This window comes from Paraburkholderia sp. CNPSo 3274 (genome assembly GCF_024206475.1).
In the GTDB taxonomy this organism is placed as follows: Bacteria; Pseudomonadota; Gammaproteobacteria; order Burkholderiales; family Burkholderiaceae; genus Paraburkholderia.
The window spans coordinates 1-16,225 of sequence record NZ_JAMBPR010000012.1; the positions used below are offsets into that span (position 1 = coordinate 1).

Annotated in this window: 11 protein-coding genes; 5 read left to right on the plus strand and 6 right to left on the minus strand. The window is 64.8% G+C overall.

Annotated elements, in window-relative coordinates; genetic code table 11:
* From M3I54_RS10135 to M3I54_RS10145, 3 genes are all read left to right on the plus strand, one after another.
* A partial coding sequence (locus M3I54_RS10135) for a TAXI family TRAP transporter solute-binding subunit (RefSeq protein WP_254335310.1) occupies positions 1–1,500 on the plus strand: 1,500 nt, incomplete at its 5' end.
* A 79-nt stretch (positions 1,501–1,579) separates the two neighbouring features.
* Positions 1,580–2,233 (plus strand): 2-hydroxychromene-2-carboxylate isomerase, encoded by a 654-nt coding sequence (locus M3I54_RS10140; protein ID WP_254335312.1) that lies wholly within the window; start codon positions 1,580–1,582, stop codon positions 2,231–2,233.
* Positions 2,234–2,392: 159 nt separating this feature from the next.
* Positions 2,393–3,403 carry a LysR family transcriptional regulator gene (locus M3I54_RS10145; RefSeq protein ID WP_254335315.1) on the plus strand — a complete coding sequence of 337 codons (1,011 nt, stop codon included), beginning with the start codon at positions 2,393–2,395 and terminating at the stop codon, positions 3,401–3,403.
* Positions 3,404–3,464: 61 nt separating this feature from the next.
* On the opposite strand, the gene xdhC is transcribed toward M3I54_RS10145, so the two are convergent.
* The 3 genes from xdhC to xdhA are packed head-to-tail and all read right to left on the minus strand — an operon-like array spanning position 3,465 to position 8,009.
* Positions 3,465–4,055, minus strand: coding sequence for a xanthine dehydrogenase accessory protein XdhC (xdhC, locus tag M3I54_RS10150; protein ID WP_254335317.1), 591 nt, complete (start codon positions 4,053–4,055; stop codon positions 3,465–3,467).
* On the minus strand, positions 4,052–6,418 hold the full coding sequence (xdhB, locus tag M3I54_RS10155; RefSeq protein ID WP_254335319.1) for a xanthine dehydrogenase molybdopterin binding subunit: 2,367 nt from the start codon (positions 6,416–6,418) through the stop codon (positions 4,052–4,054). The genes xdhC and xdhB overlap by 4 nt, the downstream gene beginning before the upstream one ends.
* Before the next feature lie 40 nt (positions 6,419–6,458).
* Entirely contained in the window at positions 6,459–8,009 is a 1,551-nt protein-coding gene (xdhA, locus tag M3I54_RS10160; RefSeq protein WP_254335321.1) for a xanthine dehydrogenase small subunit, read from the minus strand.
* A gap of 475 nt (positions 8,010–8,484) precedes the next feature.
* Between xdhA and M3I54_RS10165 the strand changes: the two genes are divergently transcribed.
* Positions 8,485–9,738, plus strand: coding sequence for an MFS transporter (locus M3I54_RS10165; protein ID WP_254335323.1), 1,254 nt, complete (start codon positions 8,485–8,487; stop codon positions 9,736–9,738).
* A gap of 82 nt (positions 9,739–9,820) precedes the next feature.
* Here the strand turns inward: M3I54_RS10165 and M3I54_RS10170 are convergent, their stop codons facing one another.
* Both M3I54_RS10170 and M3I54_RS10175 read right to left on the minus strand, forming a co-directional pair.
* Complete coding sequence (locus M3I54_RS10170) at positions 9,821–10,870, minus strand: GSU2403 family nucleotidyltransferase fold protein (protein ID WP_254335325.1); 1,050 nt, start codon at positions 10,868–10,870, stop codon at positions 9,821–9,823.
* A gap of 695 nt (positions 10,871–11,565) precedes the next feature.
* On the minus strand, positions 11,566–13,227 hold the full coding sequence (locus tag M3I54_RS10175) for a bifunctional aspartate transaminase/aspartate 4-decarboxylase (RefSeq protein ID WP_254335327.1): 1,662 nt from the start codon (positions 13,225–13,227) through the stop codon (positions 11,566–11,568).
* 231 nt (positions 13,228–13,458) lie between these two features.
* Between M3I54_RS10175 and M3I54_RS10180 the strand changes: the two genes are divergently transcribed.
* Entirely contained in the window at positions 13,459–14,511 is a 1,053-nt protein-coding gene (locus M3I54_RS10180; protein ID WP_254335756.1) for a transposase, read from the plus strand.
* Positions 14,512–14,529: 18 nt separating this feature from the next.
* Here M3I54_RS10180 and aspT read toward each other — a convergent pair whose 3' ends face one another.
* A complete protein-coding gene (gene aspT, locus M3I54_RS10185; RefSeq protein ID WP_254335329.1) occupies positions 14,530–16,215 on the minus strand; it encodes an aspartate-alanine antiporter in 1,686 nt (561 codons plus the stop codon).
* Positions 16,216–16,225: the final 10 nt, after the last annotated feature.

The window sequence follows — 16,225 nt, forward strand, 5'->3', positions numbered from 1 at the left end:
ATGAAGTCCCGCACCGGCCGCAAACCTCCTCCCCGTCTCGTCGCGCGCTTCGTGGCGATATCGTGGCGCGACCTGGCCGTCACATTCGGTCCCATCCTGCTCGTGAGCGCGGCGGCCATCTGGCTCGCGGTGCGCCTCATCCAGCCCGCGCCGCCCAACACGCTCACCATGAGCGCCGGGCCCAAGGGCAGCACCTTCTGGAACGCCGCGGAAAAGTACAAGGCTATCCTCGCGCGCAACAACATCACGCTGAACGTGCTCGAATCGGAGGGCTCGGCGCAGAACCTGCAGCGCCTCGCCGACCCGAAGTCGAACGTCGACGTCGCGTTCGTGCAGGACGGCCTCGCGAACAGAGTGCCAGGCGGCCTCGTCTCGCTCGGCAGCGTGGCTTACGTGCCACTCGTGGTGTTCTATCACGGCCCCGTCGCCACGCGGCTCTCGCAGTTCGAAGGCCAGCGCGTCGCCATCGGCGCCGAGGGCAGCGGTACGCGCGAGCTTGCGCTCAACCTGCTCAAGGCGAACGGCATCGAGCCCGGCGGCGCGACGAAGCTCCTGCCGCTTTCCGGCGACGACGCCGCACGCGAACTCGTGGCAGGCAAGATCGACGTCGCCATTCTCGCGGGCGACTCCGCGCAGCCGCCCGTCATGGGACGCCTCATGCGCATGCCGGGCGTGCGCTTCTTCGACTTCGTCCAGGCCGACGCCTACGCACGGCGCTTTCCGTACCTCACGGCCATCACGATCCCGATGGGCGCGTTCGACTTCGGCCGCAACCTGCCGCCCGCGCCACTGCATTTCATTGCGCCCACGGCCGAGCTGGTCGCGCGCGACTCGCTGCACCCCGCGCTCTCCGACCTCCTGATCGAAGCGGCCAAGGAAGTGCACGGCCGCTCCACACTTCTGCAGCGCGCCGGCGAATTCCCCGCGCCGCGCGCCCAGGACTTCCCGATCAGCGCCGACGCCGCGCGCTACTACAAGTCGGGCAAGAGCTTCCTCTACCGCGTGCTGCCCTTCTGGGTAGCGAGCCTCGCCGACCGGCTCGTGGTGCTGCTCGTGCCGATCATCGTCGTGCTGATTCCGGGCATGCGGATCGTGCCTTCGCTCTACGCCTGGCGGGTAAAATCGCGCATCTATCGCTGGTACGGCTCGCTCATCGCGCTCGAGCGCGCCGCGATGGCCGACAACTCGCCCACCGAGCGCCGCGCGCTGATCCGCCAGCTCGACAAGATCGAGGAGTCGGTAAACGGCATGAAAATGCCGCTCGCCTATGCGGAACAGTTCTACGTGCTGCGCGAACATATCGGCTTCGTGCGCACGCGGCTCTCCGGGACGCGTGAAGCGCCGGAGGCAGGCGTTGGTGCTGAAGAGGAGCGGACAGCGCAAAGCACCGAAGCGGCAGAGGCGGCGGAAGGCGGGAGCAACGACGCAGGCACAGCGGGTACAGAGGCGAGCCATGCAAACGAAAGCGGCGGCAATGAAACAGGCGAGCGCACGCATTAGCGCCGCTGCACGCATTTTGAACCGAACAATCGGCCATGCAAGCAATGGCCCGGATATCGCCCAAGAGCGGAGGAACAGCATGATCGACGGCATCGACGCCAGCCAGCCGGCCTGGTTCTACGACTTCGTGTCGCCGTTTTCGTATCTGTTGCTGGAACAGCATGACAAGTGGCCCGGCTTCGACTTTGTGCCGACGCCCGTGCTGCTTTCCGAGCTATACCGGCACTGGGGCCAGCCGTTCGGTTCCGCGGTCCCGGCCAAGCGCATCTTCACGTACCGGCACGCGCTCTTTCGCGCCGAGCAGCTCGGCATTCCGTTCAAGATGCCGCCCGCGCACCCGTTCGACTCGGTCAGGCCGATGCTGCTCGCCGTCGCGGCGGGCGGCGACCTCGCGTGCGTGCGCGAGATTTTCCGCTTCATCTGGCGCGAGGGGCGCGACCCGTCGAGCGACGAGGGCTTCGAGCAGCTTTGCGAGCGCGTGGGCATTGCGCACGGCGAGTCGCTGATCGAGGAAGAAGTCGTGCGTGCGCAGTTGCGCCGCAACACCAACGACGCGATCACGATGGGCGTATTCGGCGTACCGACGTTCTGGATGAACAAGCAGCTCTTCTGGGGCGAGGACGCCTTGCCGATGGTGCTCTATTGCGCGCGCAGCCCGAACTGGCTCGACTCGCGCGAGGTCAAGCGCATCAGTACGCTACCTTCGGGGCTCACGAAGCCGGTTACCGAGTGACGGGCAACGCGCCGCAGAAACATCCAACGCGCGCCCTTCTGATGCCGGTCATGCCGCGCGCCCTATAGCGGTGGCGCGCGAGCAGGCATATGGTTATGGGTGAATCCGTGCGCGCAACTCTGTGCGTCTTCGCGCACGCGCCCTTGCCCGCCACGCTCCATGGACGACGATAACGCCCTCACCCTCGACATCTGGCTGGTGCGCGTACTGCGCACGCTGCTGGTCGAGCGCAGCGTCACGCAGGCCGCACTGCGCCTGAACCAGACCCAGCCCGCCATCAGCACGGCATTGCGCCGGCTGCGCGAGATCCTGGGCGATCCGATCCTCGTACGCGGCAAGGCCGGCATGGTGCCGACCGAGTACGGCGAGTCGCTGTTGCAGCACGCGCAGCGCGTGCTGCGCGACGTGGAGTTCGTGGCCACGCCGCACGGCGACTTCGACCCGGAGCGCTCGAAGCGCACGTTCCGCCTCGCCGCCCCCGACTACCTCAACGACTTCTTCATGCCGACGCTCATCGCGCGCTTTCGCGAGACGGCGCCGGCAGCGCGGCTGGAAATCCTCTCGCTCTCGCCCACGCTCGACCATCACGGCGCGCTGGACGCGGGCGAGCTCGACATCGTGATCGGCAACTGGCCGAAGCCCGAGGCGCGCTTCGCGCGCAGCGACCTCTTCTCCGACAAGGTCGTCTGCATGATGCGCGCGGATCATCCGCTCGCGCGCCGAGAACTCACGCGCGAGGCGTATCTCGCCGCGCCCCATCTCGCGCCCACCCCCTATACGGGCTCACATGCCAGCGCGATCGATCTGGGGTTTGCGAAGGCAAAAGCCGAGCGCCGCATCGTCGCGACGCTGCCCTACTTCGGGCTCGTGCCGCAGGTCTTGCTGCAATCGGATCTGATCTTCACGACGACACGGCGCTTCGCGGCGCATTACGCGAAGCTCATGCCCCTTGCCGTCATAGAAACGCCGTTCGCGTTTCCGCGCATTCACTGCTATCAGATGTGGCATCCGCAGCCGGACAGACCGAGCGATGTGGGATGGCTGCGCGGGTTGATCGAGGAGGTGTCGGGAACGTTGACCGCTGAGCGGGGGACGAAGCGCGCCGTGGCGAGGAAGGCCGCGAGCGCGACCAGCGAAGCGACGCCCACGCCGCCGCTCGAAGCGGCCTGAGCCAACGCAAACGGGCGCCCTCATCATCGAGGCGCCCGTTTCGCTTGTGCGGCTTGTGAAATCAGGCGCGTTCGAGCGCGACCGTTCTCACCATGGCCGGGCGCTGCGCCACCCGCATCTGCATGAGTTGCGCGGTGACAGCCACTGCAATCGACGAAGGCGCCTTGTCGACGATCCCCGTCACGCCGATCGGGCAGGTCATCTCGTCCATGCGCTGCGCCTCCACGCCGCGCTCCATGAGCCGCCGCTCGAACTTCACGCGCTTCGTTTTCGAGCCGATCAGCCCGAACCACGCGAAATCGCGCCGCCGCATGATGCGCTCGCTCAGCTCGAAGTCGAGCGCGTGATTGTGCGTCATCACGAGGAAGTACGCGCCCGCCGGCGCTTCGTCGACGATGGCCGCCGGCGTGTCCGTCGCCTCGATCTGCACGTTGGCGGGCACCTCGTCGGGGAACAGCTCGTCGCGCTCGTCCACCCACTGCACGACGCACGGCAGCATGCCGAGCAGCGTGACGAGCGCGTGCCCCACGTGGCCGGCGCCGAACAGCACGATGTGCATCGGCCCGTAGTGCGGCACCGGCGTGCTGCGACGGCCGATGATCACGCGCCCAGCTTCGTCGACGCGCACGCAATGCTCAGGATGACGATTCATTTTGCGGACCCCTCGCGCGCCATCGCCCGCACCGCGCCCACGCCCTTCAGGATTTCCTCGGCGGTGGCCGGCGCATTCATCGGCGGATTGAAGCGGTAGTCGGCCACGCTCGCCACGGCGTCGCGAATCGCGAAGAACACCGAGAACGGCAGCAACAGCGGCGGCTCGCCCACGGCCTTCGAGCGGTGGATACTGTCCTCCGCGTTGCGGTTCTTGAAGAGCCGCACGTTGAATTCCGCAGGCGTGTCGTTCACGGTCGGGATCTTGTAGGTAGACGGCGCGTGCGTCATGAGCTTGCCGTCCGGCTTCCACCACAGCTCTTCCGTGGTGAGCCAGCCCATGCCCTGAATGAAACCGCCTTCCACCTGGCCCACGTCGAGCGCCGGGTTCAGCGACGCGCCCACGTCGTGCAGCGCATCGGCGCGCAGCACGCGCATTTCGCCCGTGAGCGTGTCGATCACGACTTCCGATACCGCCGCGCCATACGAGTAGTAGTAGAACGGCCGCCCGCGCAGCGTGGCCTGATCCCAGTACAGCTTGGGCGTGGTGTAGAAACCATCGGACCAGAGCTGGATGCGCGCGAGATAGGCCTTCGAAACCAGCGTCTCGAACGGCACGATCGTCTCGCCCACGATCACGGAGTCGTTGGCAAAGAACACGTCGCCGGCGTTGATTTCGCCCTTGCCGTACGTCGTCGCCGCGAGCGCGGCGAGGCGCTCGCGCAACTGGCGTGCGGCGTCCTGTGCCGCCTTGCCGTTCAGATCGGTGCCAGTTGATGCCGCCGTGGCGGAAGTGTTCGCCACCTTGCTCGTATCCGTGGCGGTCACGCGCACGCGGCCGAACTCGATTCCCAACTCGTGCGCCACGACCTGCGCGACCTTCGTATTCAGGCCCTGGCCCATTTCGGTGCCACCGTGGTTCACGAGCACCGAGCCGTCGGTGTAGATGTGAACGAGCGCGCCCGCCTGGTTGAAGTGCGTGACGTTGAACGCAATGCCGAACTTGACCGGCGTGAGCGCAATGCCCTTCTTGAGCACCTCGTTGTTCGCGTTGAATTCGCGAATCGCGGCGCGCCGCGCGCGATAGCCGCTCGTTTCCACCAGCTCGTCGATCAGCTCGTGAATGACGTTGTCCTCCACGACCTGGCCATAGGGCGTTTCGTTGTTCTGCGTCTTGCCGTAGAGATTGCGGCGGCGCACGTCGAGCGAGTCGAGGCCGAGCGAGCGCGCCACGTCGTCCATGATGTATTCGATCGCGAACGCGCCCTGCGGGCCGCCGAAGCCGCGAAACGCCGTGTTCGACTGCGTGTTGGTCTTGCCGCAGAAACCGGCGATCGACACGTCGGGCAGCCAGTAGGCGTTGTCGAAGTGGCACACGGCGCGCGTCATCACCGGGCCGGAAAGATCCGCGGAAAAGCCGCAGCGCGACGTCATGTCGACCGACACGCCCTCGATCGTGCCCTGTTCGTCGTAGCCCACTTCGTACGTGTAGTGGAAATCGTGGCGCTTGCCCGTGACCATCATGTCGTCGTCGCGGTCGGGGCGCAGCTTCACGGGGCACAGGAGCGTCCAGGCGGCGAGCGCGGCACAGCAGGCAAAGAGGCCCGACTGCGATTCCTTGCCGCCGAAGCCGCCGCCCATGCGGCGGCATTCCACGAGCACGTTGTGCGCGGCGACGCCCAGCACATGCGCGACGAGGTGCTGCATCTCGCTCGGGTGCTGGGTGGAGCACCACACATGCATGCCATCGTCGTCCTTCGGCACCGCGTAGGCAATCTGGCCTTCGAGGTAGAACTGCTCCTGGCCGCCCAGCAGCATCTCGCCTTCATGACGATGCGCGGCGCGCGCGGCGCGCGTGGACGCCTCGCCGCGCGCAAGCTTCATCGGCGGCAGCACCGACTGCTGCGCGGCGCGCGCCTGCTGCGCCGTGAGCACGGCGGGCAGCTCTTCGTACTGCACCTCGGCGCGGCGGGCGGCCTGGCGCGCCGTGTCGTGCGAAGTCGCCACCACGATGAACATGGGCTGGCCCACGTACTGCACGAGGCCGTCGGCGAGCACGGGATCGTCGTGGATGATCGGGCCGCAGTCGTTCACACCGGGAATGTCCTCGGCCGTGAGCACCGCCACGACGCCAGGCGTCGCGCGCACTTTGGCGAGGTCCATCGAAACGATGCGAGCGTGCGGCTTCTGCGAGAGCCCGAGTGCGGCGTGCAGCGTGCCGGCCACGACCGGAATGTCGTCCGTATAGGTGGCGCGGCCGCTCACGTGCAGATGCGCGGATTCGTGCGGCCGCGAGACGTGCACTTGCGCGAAGGGCTCACGCGCCTTGAGTTCGTCCAGGAACGGTTCGGCTTGCTGGTTCATTGTTTCGTTCTCCGTATTTCTCTTCCGATTCCTGAATGTCTCAAGCCGTCGCTGCCGCTACGTTGCGCACGTTGAGCGCTTGCGGCGCCAGCGGGTTATGCGGGCGCGTTTCGAGCCAGAAGCGGTACAGCGTGTTCTTCGCGGCTTCGAGGCGGTAGTCGCTCGTCGCGCGCATGTCGGAAAGCGGCGCGTAGTCGTTGCCGAGCGCGACCATCGCGGCCTGCGCCGTGGCTTCGTGCCATTGCGCATCGGCGAGCACGCCTTCCGCGTGGATCGCGCGCTTCGGCGTCGCGGCCATGCCGCCGAACGCAATGCGCGGCTCGCGGATCACGTCGCCATCGGCGATATAGGCGAAAGCGGCGCACACGGCCGAGATGTCCGAGTCGAAGCGCTTCGAGACCTTGTAAGTGCGAAAACGCAGCTTCGCGCGTGCGCCGGTGCGCGTGGGCACCTTGAGCGCGAGCACGAACTCGTGCTCGGCCATGTCCTTCTTCTGGTAGGCGAGGTAGAGGTCTTCGAGCGGTATTTCGCGCTCGATCTCGCCCCCGCGCAGCACCACGCGCGCACCGAGCGCGATGAGCCCCGGCATCGAGTCGCCGATGGGCGAGCCGTTCGCGACGTTACCGCCTATCGTGCCCGCGTTGCGGATGGGCAGCGAGGCGAAGCGCTGCCACATCTCTTCGAGTTCCGGGTAATGCTTCGCGAGTTCCGCATAACCGCGCTCGACGCTCACGCCCGCGCCGATCTCGATCCACGCGTCGCTCACGTCGATGCGGCGCATGGCGTCGACCTGGCCCACGTAGACGATGTCGCCAAGTTCGCGCATCTGCTTCGTGACCCACAGGCCGATGTCGGTGCTGCCCGCGAGAATGCGCGTGTTGGGGCGCGCGGCCTTGATCGCGGCGAGCGCCTCGACGGTACGCGGCGCGTCGTAGTGCTGGCCGCGGCGCTCGTAGTGGAAGGTGTCCTCGCGTTCGAGCGTGGCGAGCGTTTGTGCGAGCGCCTTCACGTCGATGGGCTGCTTCGGCGCGCCGGTCTGGAACATCTGTTCGGCGGCGTCGAGGATCGGCCGGTAGCCCGTGCAGCGGCACAGGTTGCCCGTAAGCGCATTGGCGATCTCGTCGCGCGAAGGCACGCTGCACGCGCCCTTGCCCGCGCACGCGCTTTGGCTAACATGCGCGGCGTGCCCCGCGTGCTCGTGGCCATGCTTCTCGTAGAGCGCCCACATCGACATCACGAAGCCCGGCGTGCAAAAACCGCACTGCGAGCCGTGGCAGTCGACCATGGCCTGCTGCACGGGGTGCAGCGAGCCGTCCGGCTGGCGCAGGTCTTCGACGGTGAAGAGCGCCTTGCCGTCGAGCGTCGGCAGGAACTGGATGCAGGCGTTGACGGCCTTGAAGCTCACGCCACCCGCCTCGTTGCGCTCGCCCACCACGACCGTGCAGGCGCCGCAGTCGCCTTCGGCGCAGCCTTCCTTGGTGCCGGTGCAGCGCGCGTCTTCGCGCAGGTACTGGAGAACGGTGCGGGTGACGCCCGCGTCGCTGACTTCGCGAATCGCGTTGCGGTGGTAAAAGCGGATCGGCTGGCTCATGGATTCTGGCTCGTCGTTGGACGCGGCTCGCAAAAGGCGTGTGCCGCTCGAGTGGACGGTTCGAAAAGTATCACTGCCAATATTGGCAACCCATAGCTAGAGGAGCATGGGGGATATATCGTTGAATCGATAAATCGGTGTGCTGCAGTGCGGCTGTGCTTATGTTGAGATGTCTCAATTGCGCGACTTCACAGGCCATTTGTGTTTATCGGACATATTCGACTGACCATTTACCCGTTCAAATGGCGATATCTGCGCACGAACGGTCGGACCAGGCCAGCGCCATCGCGCGTATTGCTTCCAACGTCGCGCAAATTCGCAGGAACTTCGCGGCGGGGCTATCGACCGCAAAAAGCCGTCATCAGCGCAGAAATCGCGTGTTCCACCGGCCGGAACAGCTTTTCAATTTCTGCATAAAAACCGGTTCCATGTGACAATCACGCCTTTCCCGCCGTTTTCCATCCGCGTTTTCCCCATGTCCGTTGATTTGGCGCCCCCGCGCAAAGCCGCGTCGACGACCCTGCAGATCATTCCGGTCGTCTTTTTCACCTTCCTCTGCTACCTGACGATCGGTATTCCGCTCGCCGTGCTGCCGGGCTACGTGCACAACGACCTCGGTTTCAGCACCGTGGTGGCGGGCGCCGCGATCAGCGTGCAGTACATCGCCACGCTCTGCTCGCGCGCGCTCGCGGGCCGCTCGGCGGATACGCTCGGGCCAAAGAAAACCGTGACGATCGGCCTGACGATCTGCGGCGCGAGCGGCGTGTTGCTGCTGCTCGGCACGCTCGTCGATCACTGGCCCGGCCTCTCGCTCGCGCTGCTGGTGGTGAGTCGCCTGTTGCTCGGCTGCGGCGAAAGCCTGTGCGGCACCGGCGCGATCCTCTGGGGCATCGGCCGCGTGGGTACCGCGCACAACGCGAAGGTGATCTCGTGGAACGGCATCGCCACCTACGGCGCGCTCGCGATCGGCGCGCCGCTGGGCGTGGTGATGGCACACGCCCTGGGCTACTGGATACTCGGCGTTTCGGTCATCGCACTGGCCGCGCTCGGCTTCTGGCTCGCGCGACCCATCGCGCCGGTGCCGGTCGTGCACGGCGAGCGGATGTCGTACCGCAGCGTGTTCACGCGTGTGCTGCCGCACGGCATCGGCCTCGCGCTCGGCTCGGCGGGCTTCGGCTCCATCGCGACCTTCATCACGCTGTTCTACGCCGCGCGCCATTGGCCCAACGCCGCTTTCACGCTCACGGTGTTCGGTCTGATGTTCATCGGCGCGCGCCTGTTGTTCGCCAACACCATCAAACGCTTCGGCGGCTTCCGCGTCGCCATTGTCTCGTTCTCGTGCGAATGCGCGGGCCTCTTGCTGCTGTGGCTCGCGCCCACGCCGCAAGTCGCGCTCGCGGGCGCGGCGCTCACCGGCTTCGGCTTCGCGCTCGTGTTCCCGGCGCTCGGCGTCGAGGCGGTCGGGCTCGTGCCGCCCGCCAGCCGCGGCGCGGCGCTTTCGGCCTACTCCGTGTTCCTCGACCTCTCGCTGGGCATTACCGGCCCGCTCGCCGGCTATGTGGCGAATCTGTTCGGGTATGGGTCGGTGTTTCTCTTCGCCGCCATCGCGGCGGCTTCGGCCGTGGCGCTTTCGGTTTCGCTCCATCGCAAGAGCGTGCGTAAGCACGCCGCGCAGGGCGCACAAAACGCAAGCGGCGCCAGCAAGCCCGCCGGGCAACGAGCCGAATAAAGAAGGTTCCTCGCGCATTTCCGGGGAGCGACGACTACGATCTTTCAGTCATCTGGCCCGGTCGGGGAGTGCGGGACGCGTGTCAGGCGTCGATGCTTTCCTCAAATTCGAATAGTGCGCCTTCATGAGCCTCGAGCGCGCTGCGTACCTCCGGCAGCGCACGGCGAACCATTGGGCGCGCAGACCTCGGGAGATTCGAGCAGGCGAGCTCGATATCGCCGCTTCTGTGCTCGCCGAGCATCGCGAGCATCACGCACGCCTGCTGGACATCTTTCTGCGACTTGACCAGCATGTGGGTGCGCAAGCGTGAAACGAGAATCTTGTGGATCGCGAAGCGCGCGGGGTCCGGCACGCGAACCGGCACCGCGCCGTGCCTTGAAAGCAGCGTGCCAATGTGGGACTGGCCGAGCAGATAGGCGAGATAAGGCATGCCGCTCGCATGCGCACCGAGCTCTGGAACGGCGACGGTCGGAAATGTGTTGTCCTTCGAAGGCACAAGCAGATCGACTTGAAAACGCGTCCGACCCGCCTGCTTGAACGACGTGGGCAGATCGCCCCTGTTGAACCCCGGCACCGGCACGAAGTCGATTCCCGTTTCTTTCAGGATTTCGAGCAGGCCGCCCGACGGCACACCCTGTAGCGCGAGCTGGCGGGCGCGCGCGATATCGATGTCCTCGGTCTCATAGGCGAGCGCCTTGATGCCAAGGCTGTTGAGCAGAACCGCGTACGCGTGAGAGCCCATGAGCATCGCGCCGGCCTGGAAAAGTCCGTAATTGTGGAGGACCGCCATGGTCGCGTAGGTCTTGTTGTCGGCAATCTGGAAGCTGAGCTTCGCGAGCTCCCGGATGCGGCTGATGAGGTCTTTGGACTGCTCGATCTGTGCCATCACCGCAGCGACGCGCTCGTCGGCCGCCGGATCGCCCTTGGGTCCGCCAAGACTCTCCTGCTGCCGCTTGCCTTCCGCGTTCATGAACTGCCGATAGTAGTAAACAGCGTTACCGCGATGGTGCTCGGTGATCGTGCCAGGCGCGCCCACGAGAATCCGCCCCTGGCTGATGGCCGCCTGCTCGACGTTCGCGTACTGGGAGCAGAATGCCTGATCGTGTCGCTGGTAAAGAGGAAGTCCGTGCATGTCAGAAAATTGCAGTAGTTTTTTAAATTTTACTGTAAAAGGTGAGACCATCATTGCAGTAATTTCATGAAAATTACTGCAATCATCATGAGATGCCTCGCGGCCAGGAGCCCTCGACTGTGCGACTGTCCGTTACGCCTGGCGAGCGATACAGGCGTCGCCACAACCGCGGCCCTCTATGCCCGAGCGTTCTACCGGCACACATGATTTCGCCCAGCGCCCACCTGGATGCGGGGCGCGCTCTATCACACTGGCGGCATACGCGCGCCGCCCTTTCGCTCCCCGGGCGAGAACCCGACTGTCACGGCTGGATCGGTCATTACAAGCGACGTTGCCGGCTCGACCTTCTGTCGCACCCCAAACGCAATCACGCTCCCGGCTTCGGTTGGTGTGCGCCGGACGACGCGCAGCAAACGATATATGCACTTCAACAACCATCCGCAAATGGACCCCGATGTGGTTCTCAATGTGCTTGATCGACGACGCTTGAAATCCTTCTGGACAGCTGATCCACACTGTCTTCCGGCAATTGAGCGAATGCTATCGCGTGAGCCGAAGATTGCTTGCGGGTCGAACAGAGCCCTACCCCGGAACTCTGCGAAGAACCATAAAAAAACCGCACCCGGCAAACCACGCCGGATGCGGCCCGGACTTCAGACGAATCGGGACTCGAGGCGGCTGCGCGCCGCCTGCCCTTACTTCTTCACCGCCGTCGGATCGAGCTTCTTGCCGGTGGCCTCGTTATAGCGCTCTACATACTCCTCGGTGAGCTTGCGCACCGCGCGGCCGATCTTGCGATAGTCCGACTCATTGAGGTTCGCAAGCGACACGCGGCCCGACGGATGCGGCGTGCCGAAGCCCTTGCCCGGCAGCAGCACCACGCGCGCTTCTTCCGCAAGACGGAACAGCAGTTCGTTGGGCTTGACCTGCTTGAGCAGCCAGTCGACGAACTCGCGGCCGAAGCGCTTCTCTCCCATGTACTCCATGTCGAGGATCGTGTAGTAGTCGACCTGATTCGGATCGCCCTCGGCGTAGGGCACGCCCATCTCCTCGAAGAGTGCGCGCTTGCGGTTGCGGATGAGGCGCTTGAGCGCGTTCTTGTACGCGTCGGGCGTGTCCATGAGCGAGAACAGCGAGAACAGCACCATCTGCACCTGCTGCGGCGTGGAAAGGCCGGCGGTGTGGTTCAGCGCGACCGTACGGCTGTCGGCCACCAGACGGTCGATGAACTTGAGCTTGTCCGGCTCGGTCGTGATCGACTCGTAGCGCTTGTGCAGCTCCTTCTTCTCGTCCTTCGGAAGCTTCGCGAGCGCATGGTCGAGGACGTTGTCGCGATGCGTGGCGATCGCACCGAGACGCCAGCCCGTCGCACCGAAGTACTTTGAGTAGGAGTACACGAGAATCGTGTTCTTCGGCGCGAGCGCGAAGAGCGAGACGAAGTTGTCGGCGAAGGTGCCGTACACGTCGTCGGTCAGCAGGATGAGGTCCGGACGTTCCTTGATGATCTCGGCGATGTACTCGAGGCTCGCGTCGTCGATCTTCACCGAAGGCGGGTTGCTCGGGTTCACGAGGAAGAATGCCTTGACCTTCGGGTCGCGCAGCTTGTCGAGTTCCTTCTTCGAGTACTGCCAGTTGTTCTCCACCGTGGCGTCCAGATGCACCACGTTGAGCTGGTAGTCGTTGAGTTCCGGGATCTCGATGTACGGCGTGAAAATCGGCATGCCGAGCGCGATGGTGTCGCCCGCCTTGATCAGGAAGTTCTCGCGCATCGTGTTGAAGATGTACGTCATCGCCGCCGTGCCGCCTTCCACTGCGAACACGTCGAACTCGCCGACGAACGGATGCTTGCCGATCATCTCACGGCGCAGATACTGGCCGACGATGATTTCGGAAAGCTTGAGCATGCGGTCCGGCACCGGGTAGTTACAGGCCAGGATGCCTTCGCACATCTCATAGAGGAACTCGCCTCCAGAGAGGCCTAGCTGGTCGCGCACGTACGACACCGCGCCCGCGAGGAAGTCGATGCCGGGCTGGCCCTTGTTCTCGCGCACGAACAGATCGAAACGCTCGACAATGCCTTCGCGATGCGGGAAGCCGCCCACGCCCTCGGGCATGTAGGCAAACGAGCGCTCCGACTCGCGCATGGCGAAGAGGCCGAGTTGCCAGAAGCCGTGGCGCGGAATCGTGGCGAGGAAATTGGGATTGCCGCGGCCCGCGTTGAGCATCGCGAGATTGGCCGGGCGCGAGGTCGCGCCGCCGCCGGCCGCCTTGATGAGTTCGTCCTTCAGTTCGAACGGGCTCAGTGCATCGAGACCTGACTTTTCTTTCGCGCCGTTACCCTTCGCTTTCGTTGCCATGGTGTTCTCCATTGGAAGACGTTGCGCGTGCCGTGTGCGTTGCTTGCGCCTTTGAGCGATCGCATTGCGCCGGCCCGCGGTTTCGACAGATTCGTTGAGGCGAGCCGCACTCACATGAGCGGCCCGCGTTGAGACTCATCAGATTTTGTTCCGAGAAGCCCCGTCATTCATGGCGGGGGAAAAAGGGGCGCCGCTGCTTGACAGTGGCATTCCGCGGTTAAAATGACTGGCATGATCCTCGTCTACCGCTACCGGGTGAAGTCGCTCAGCGGCCTGCTCAACAAGCAGAGCCGAGCGGTGAACTACGTGTGGAACTTCTGCAATGACACGCAGAGGCACGCGCTCCGGTGGGGCAAGAAATGGCCGACCGGTTTCGACCTTAATGTGTTGACGACGGGCAGCAGCAGGGAGCTCGGCGTCCACTCCGGTACGGTCAACGCGACGTGCGAACAGTACGCGAAGTCGCGCAGCCAGCACCGGCGGCCTTACTTGCGCTACCGCGGCAGGAAGTCTCTCGGCTGGGTGCCCCTGAAGGGGCGCGACCTCAAACGCGAGGGTGAGGCGTTCCGCTTCGCTGGCAATACCTTTCGAGTGTTCAACAGCCGCCCGCTGCCTGAAGGCAAGATCAAGGACGGCACCAACTTTGCCCGGGACGCACGCGGCAACTGGTTCCTGAACATCGTCATCGAGGTTGCTGACGTACCCGCGCGGCCAATCCGGTCGGGTGTTGGCATCGACCTTGGTCTGAAGGACTTTGCTGCACTCTCCACTGGCGAAAAACTGCCCAACGACCGGTTCGGTCGATGTGCGGCCGACAAGCTGGCACAGGCGCAGCGTGCGCGCAAGCACAAACGGCATATCGCGAAGCTGCATGCCAAAGTAGCGAATGCCCGCGCCGATTTCCAACACAAGCTCGCGCTCGATCTGGTGCGTCGCTTCGACTACATTGCGGTTGGCAACGTCTCGGCCGCCAAGCTCGCCAGAACCAGAATGGCAAAAAGCGTCTACGACGCATCCTGGTCGTCTTTCCGGGAGAAGCTCCGTTATAAAGCGATGGCGCACGGAGCAACCTTTGAGGAAGTGAACGAAAGCGGTTCTACCCAGTCCTGCTCGGCGTGCGGTTCGAAAGACAGCATGACGAGGCCGAAAGGTATCGCGGGACTGCGAATAAGGGAGTGGACCTGCAGTAGTTGTGGTGTCGTACATGATCGTGATACCAATGCTGCGCTAAACATTCTCCGATGCGGACGTGCATCGCCAGGTGTGGGAATCCCCTGCCTTTAGGCAGTGGAGGACGTCAAGTCATGCAAGACCGACCACGAGCGGCCCGAGCAGCGTGAGCAGCACGTTCGCGATCGCGTAGGTAATGGCGAAAGGCACGGTAGGCACCGCGCTCTCCGCCTTGTCGAGAATCCCGCCGAAGGCCGGGTTCGCGCTGCGCGCGCCGGACAGCGCGCCCGCCAGGATGGCCGCGTTGTTGTACTTGAGCACGTAGCGGCCAAACAGCATCGTGAGGATGAGCGGCACGATCGTCACCACGACGCCCAGCAGGAAAATGGTGAGGCCGCTCTGCTTGACGGTCACGACGGCTTGCAGGCCCGAGTTCAGCCCCACCACCGCCACGAACGCCGCAAGCCCGAAGTCCTTGAGCAGTTGCGAAGCCGCGGGCGGCATCACGCCGTACATGGGGTGCTTGCCGCGCATCCACCCGAACACGAGACCCGCGAGCAGGCAGCCGCCTCCAGAGCCGAGCGTGAGCGGAATGCCGGCCACGTTTACCACGATCAGGCCCACCAGCAAGCCGAGAACGAGGCCCACGCCCATGTAGATAAAGTCGGTCTTGTTGCTATACGCGAGTTCGTAGCCGGCAGCCTGCACGGCGCGCTTCGTATCCGTTGCCGTGCCGTAGATCGTCACCACGTCGCCGTGCTCGAGCTTCGTTTCAGGCAGGAGCGGCACGGGCTGGCCCACACGCTCGATCTTCTCGATGTACACGCCATGACGCAGATCGCGGTCCACGTTCTTGCGCACTTCTGCAATCGTCGTGTGGTTCATGCCCTTCCGCGTGAAGACGAGCTGGCGCGTTTGCATCACGAGGCTCATGCCGCCCGAGTCCGGCACTTCCGGCCCGATCAGCGCGCCCACTTCGACCATCTGCTCGCGGCGGCCCACCACCAGCACGATATCGTCCCGGCTCAGCACGAAGTCGGGGGTGGCGTCGAGCACCTTGCCGGCGCGGCGAATCTTCTCGACCGCCACGAAGTCGCTCTCGGCCAGCTCGATCTGCTTGACGGTCTTGCCTGCGGCCGCTTCGACCCGGAACACGCGCCCGAACAGCTCGGGCAGCGCCGTGATCTGTCCCGGGCCCGCGGCAGCGTTGCCCCCCGACATCTCGCGTTCGGCGTCCGCTGAGGCGTCCTTGAGGCTTCGGCCCATGAACTTCGGCAGGATGTTCACGCAGACGATGATCGCGCCGAGCGAGCCGAACACGTAGGTGACGGCGTAGCCGATCGCGACGTCGGCCTGCATGGCCTTCACCTGGTCGGGCGGCAGGCCTAAGCGCGCGATGGCGTCGCCGGCCGTGCCGATGATGGCCGACTGCGTCATGCCGCCCGCCGCGAGACCGGCGGCGAGGCCCTTGTTGAGGTGAAAGAGTTTCGCGCAAATCAGCACGGTGGCGAGACCCGCCAGCGCCATGAACACCGCCATGGCGATTTCGCGCAATGTCTTGCGGTTGAGCGAGTTGAAGAAGCCCGGGCCGGAGTCGTAGCCCACGGCGTAGATGAAGACGGCGAACATCACCGACTTCACGCCGTTGTCGACGGTCACGCCCACCTGGCTCACGACGACGGCTGCGAGCAGCGAGCCGCCTACGCCGCCTAGCTGGAACTTGCCGAAGTTGATCTGGCCGACCCAGTAGCCAACTGCCAGAGAGAGAAATAGCGCGATTTCCGGGGATTTGTGAAAGATGTCATGCAACCATTCCATCGTGTCCTCG

Excerpts from the sequence above, each read along its gene's own strand:
- M3I54_RS10175 (WP_254335327.1), bottom strand. The coding sequence starts at position 13,227 with ATGGCAACGAAAGCGAAGGGTAACGGCGCGAAAGAAAAGTCAGGTCTC.
- aspT (WP_254335329.1), bottom strand. The coding sequence starts at position 16,215 with ATGGAATGGTTGCATGACATCTTTCACAAATCCCCGGAAATCGCGCTA.
- M3I54_RS10145 (WP_254335315.1), top strand. The coding sequence starts at position 2,393 with ATGGACGACGATAACGCCCTCACCCTCGACATCTGGCTGGTGCGCGTA.
- M3I54_RS10140 (WP_254335312.1), top strand. The coding sequence starts at position 1,580 with ATGATCGACGGCATCGACGCCAGCCAGCCGGCCTGGTTCTACGACTTC.
- xdhC (WP_254335317.1), bottom strand. The coding sequence starts at position 4,055 with ATGAATCGTCATCCTGAGCATTGCGTGCGCGTCGACGAAGCTGGGCGC.
- xdhB (WP_254335319.1), bottom strand. The coding sequence starts at position 6,418 with ATGAACCAGCAAGCCGAACCGTTCCTGGACGAACTCAAGGCGCGTGAG.
- M3I54_RS10180 (WP_254335756.1), top strand. The coding sequence starts at position 13,459 with ATGATCCTCGTCTACCGCTACCGGGTGAAGTCGCTCAGCGGCCTGCTC.
- xdhA (WP_254335321.1), bottom strand. The coding sequence starts at position 8,009 with ATGAGCCAGCCGATCCGCTTTTACCACCGCAACGCGATTCGCGAAGTC.
- M3I54_RS10165 (WP_254335323.1), top strand. The coding sequence starts at position 8,485 with ATGTCCGTTGATTTGGCGCCCCCGCGCAAAGCCGCGTCGACGACCCTG.
- M3I54_RS10170 (WP_254335325.1), bottom strand. The coding sequence starts at position 10,870 with ATGCACGGACTTCCTCTTTACCAGCGACACGATCAGGCATTCTGCTCC.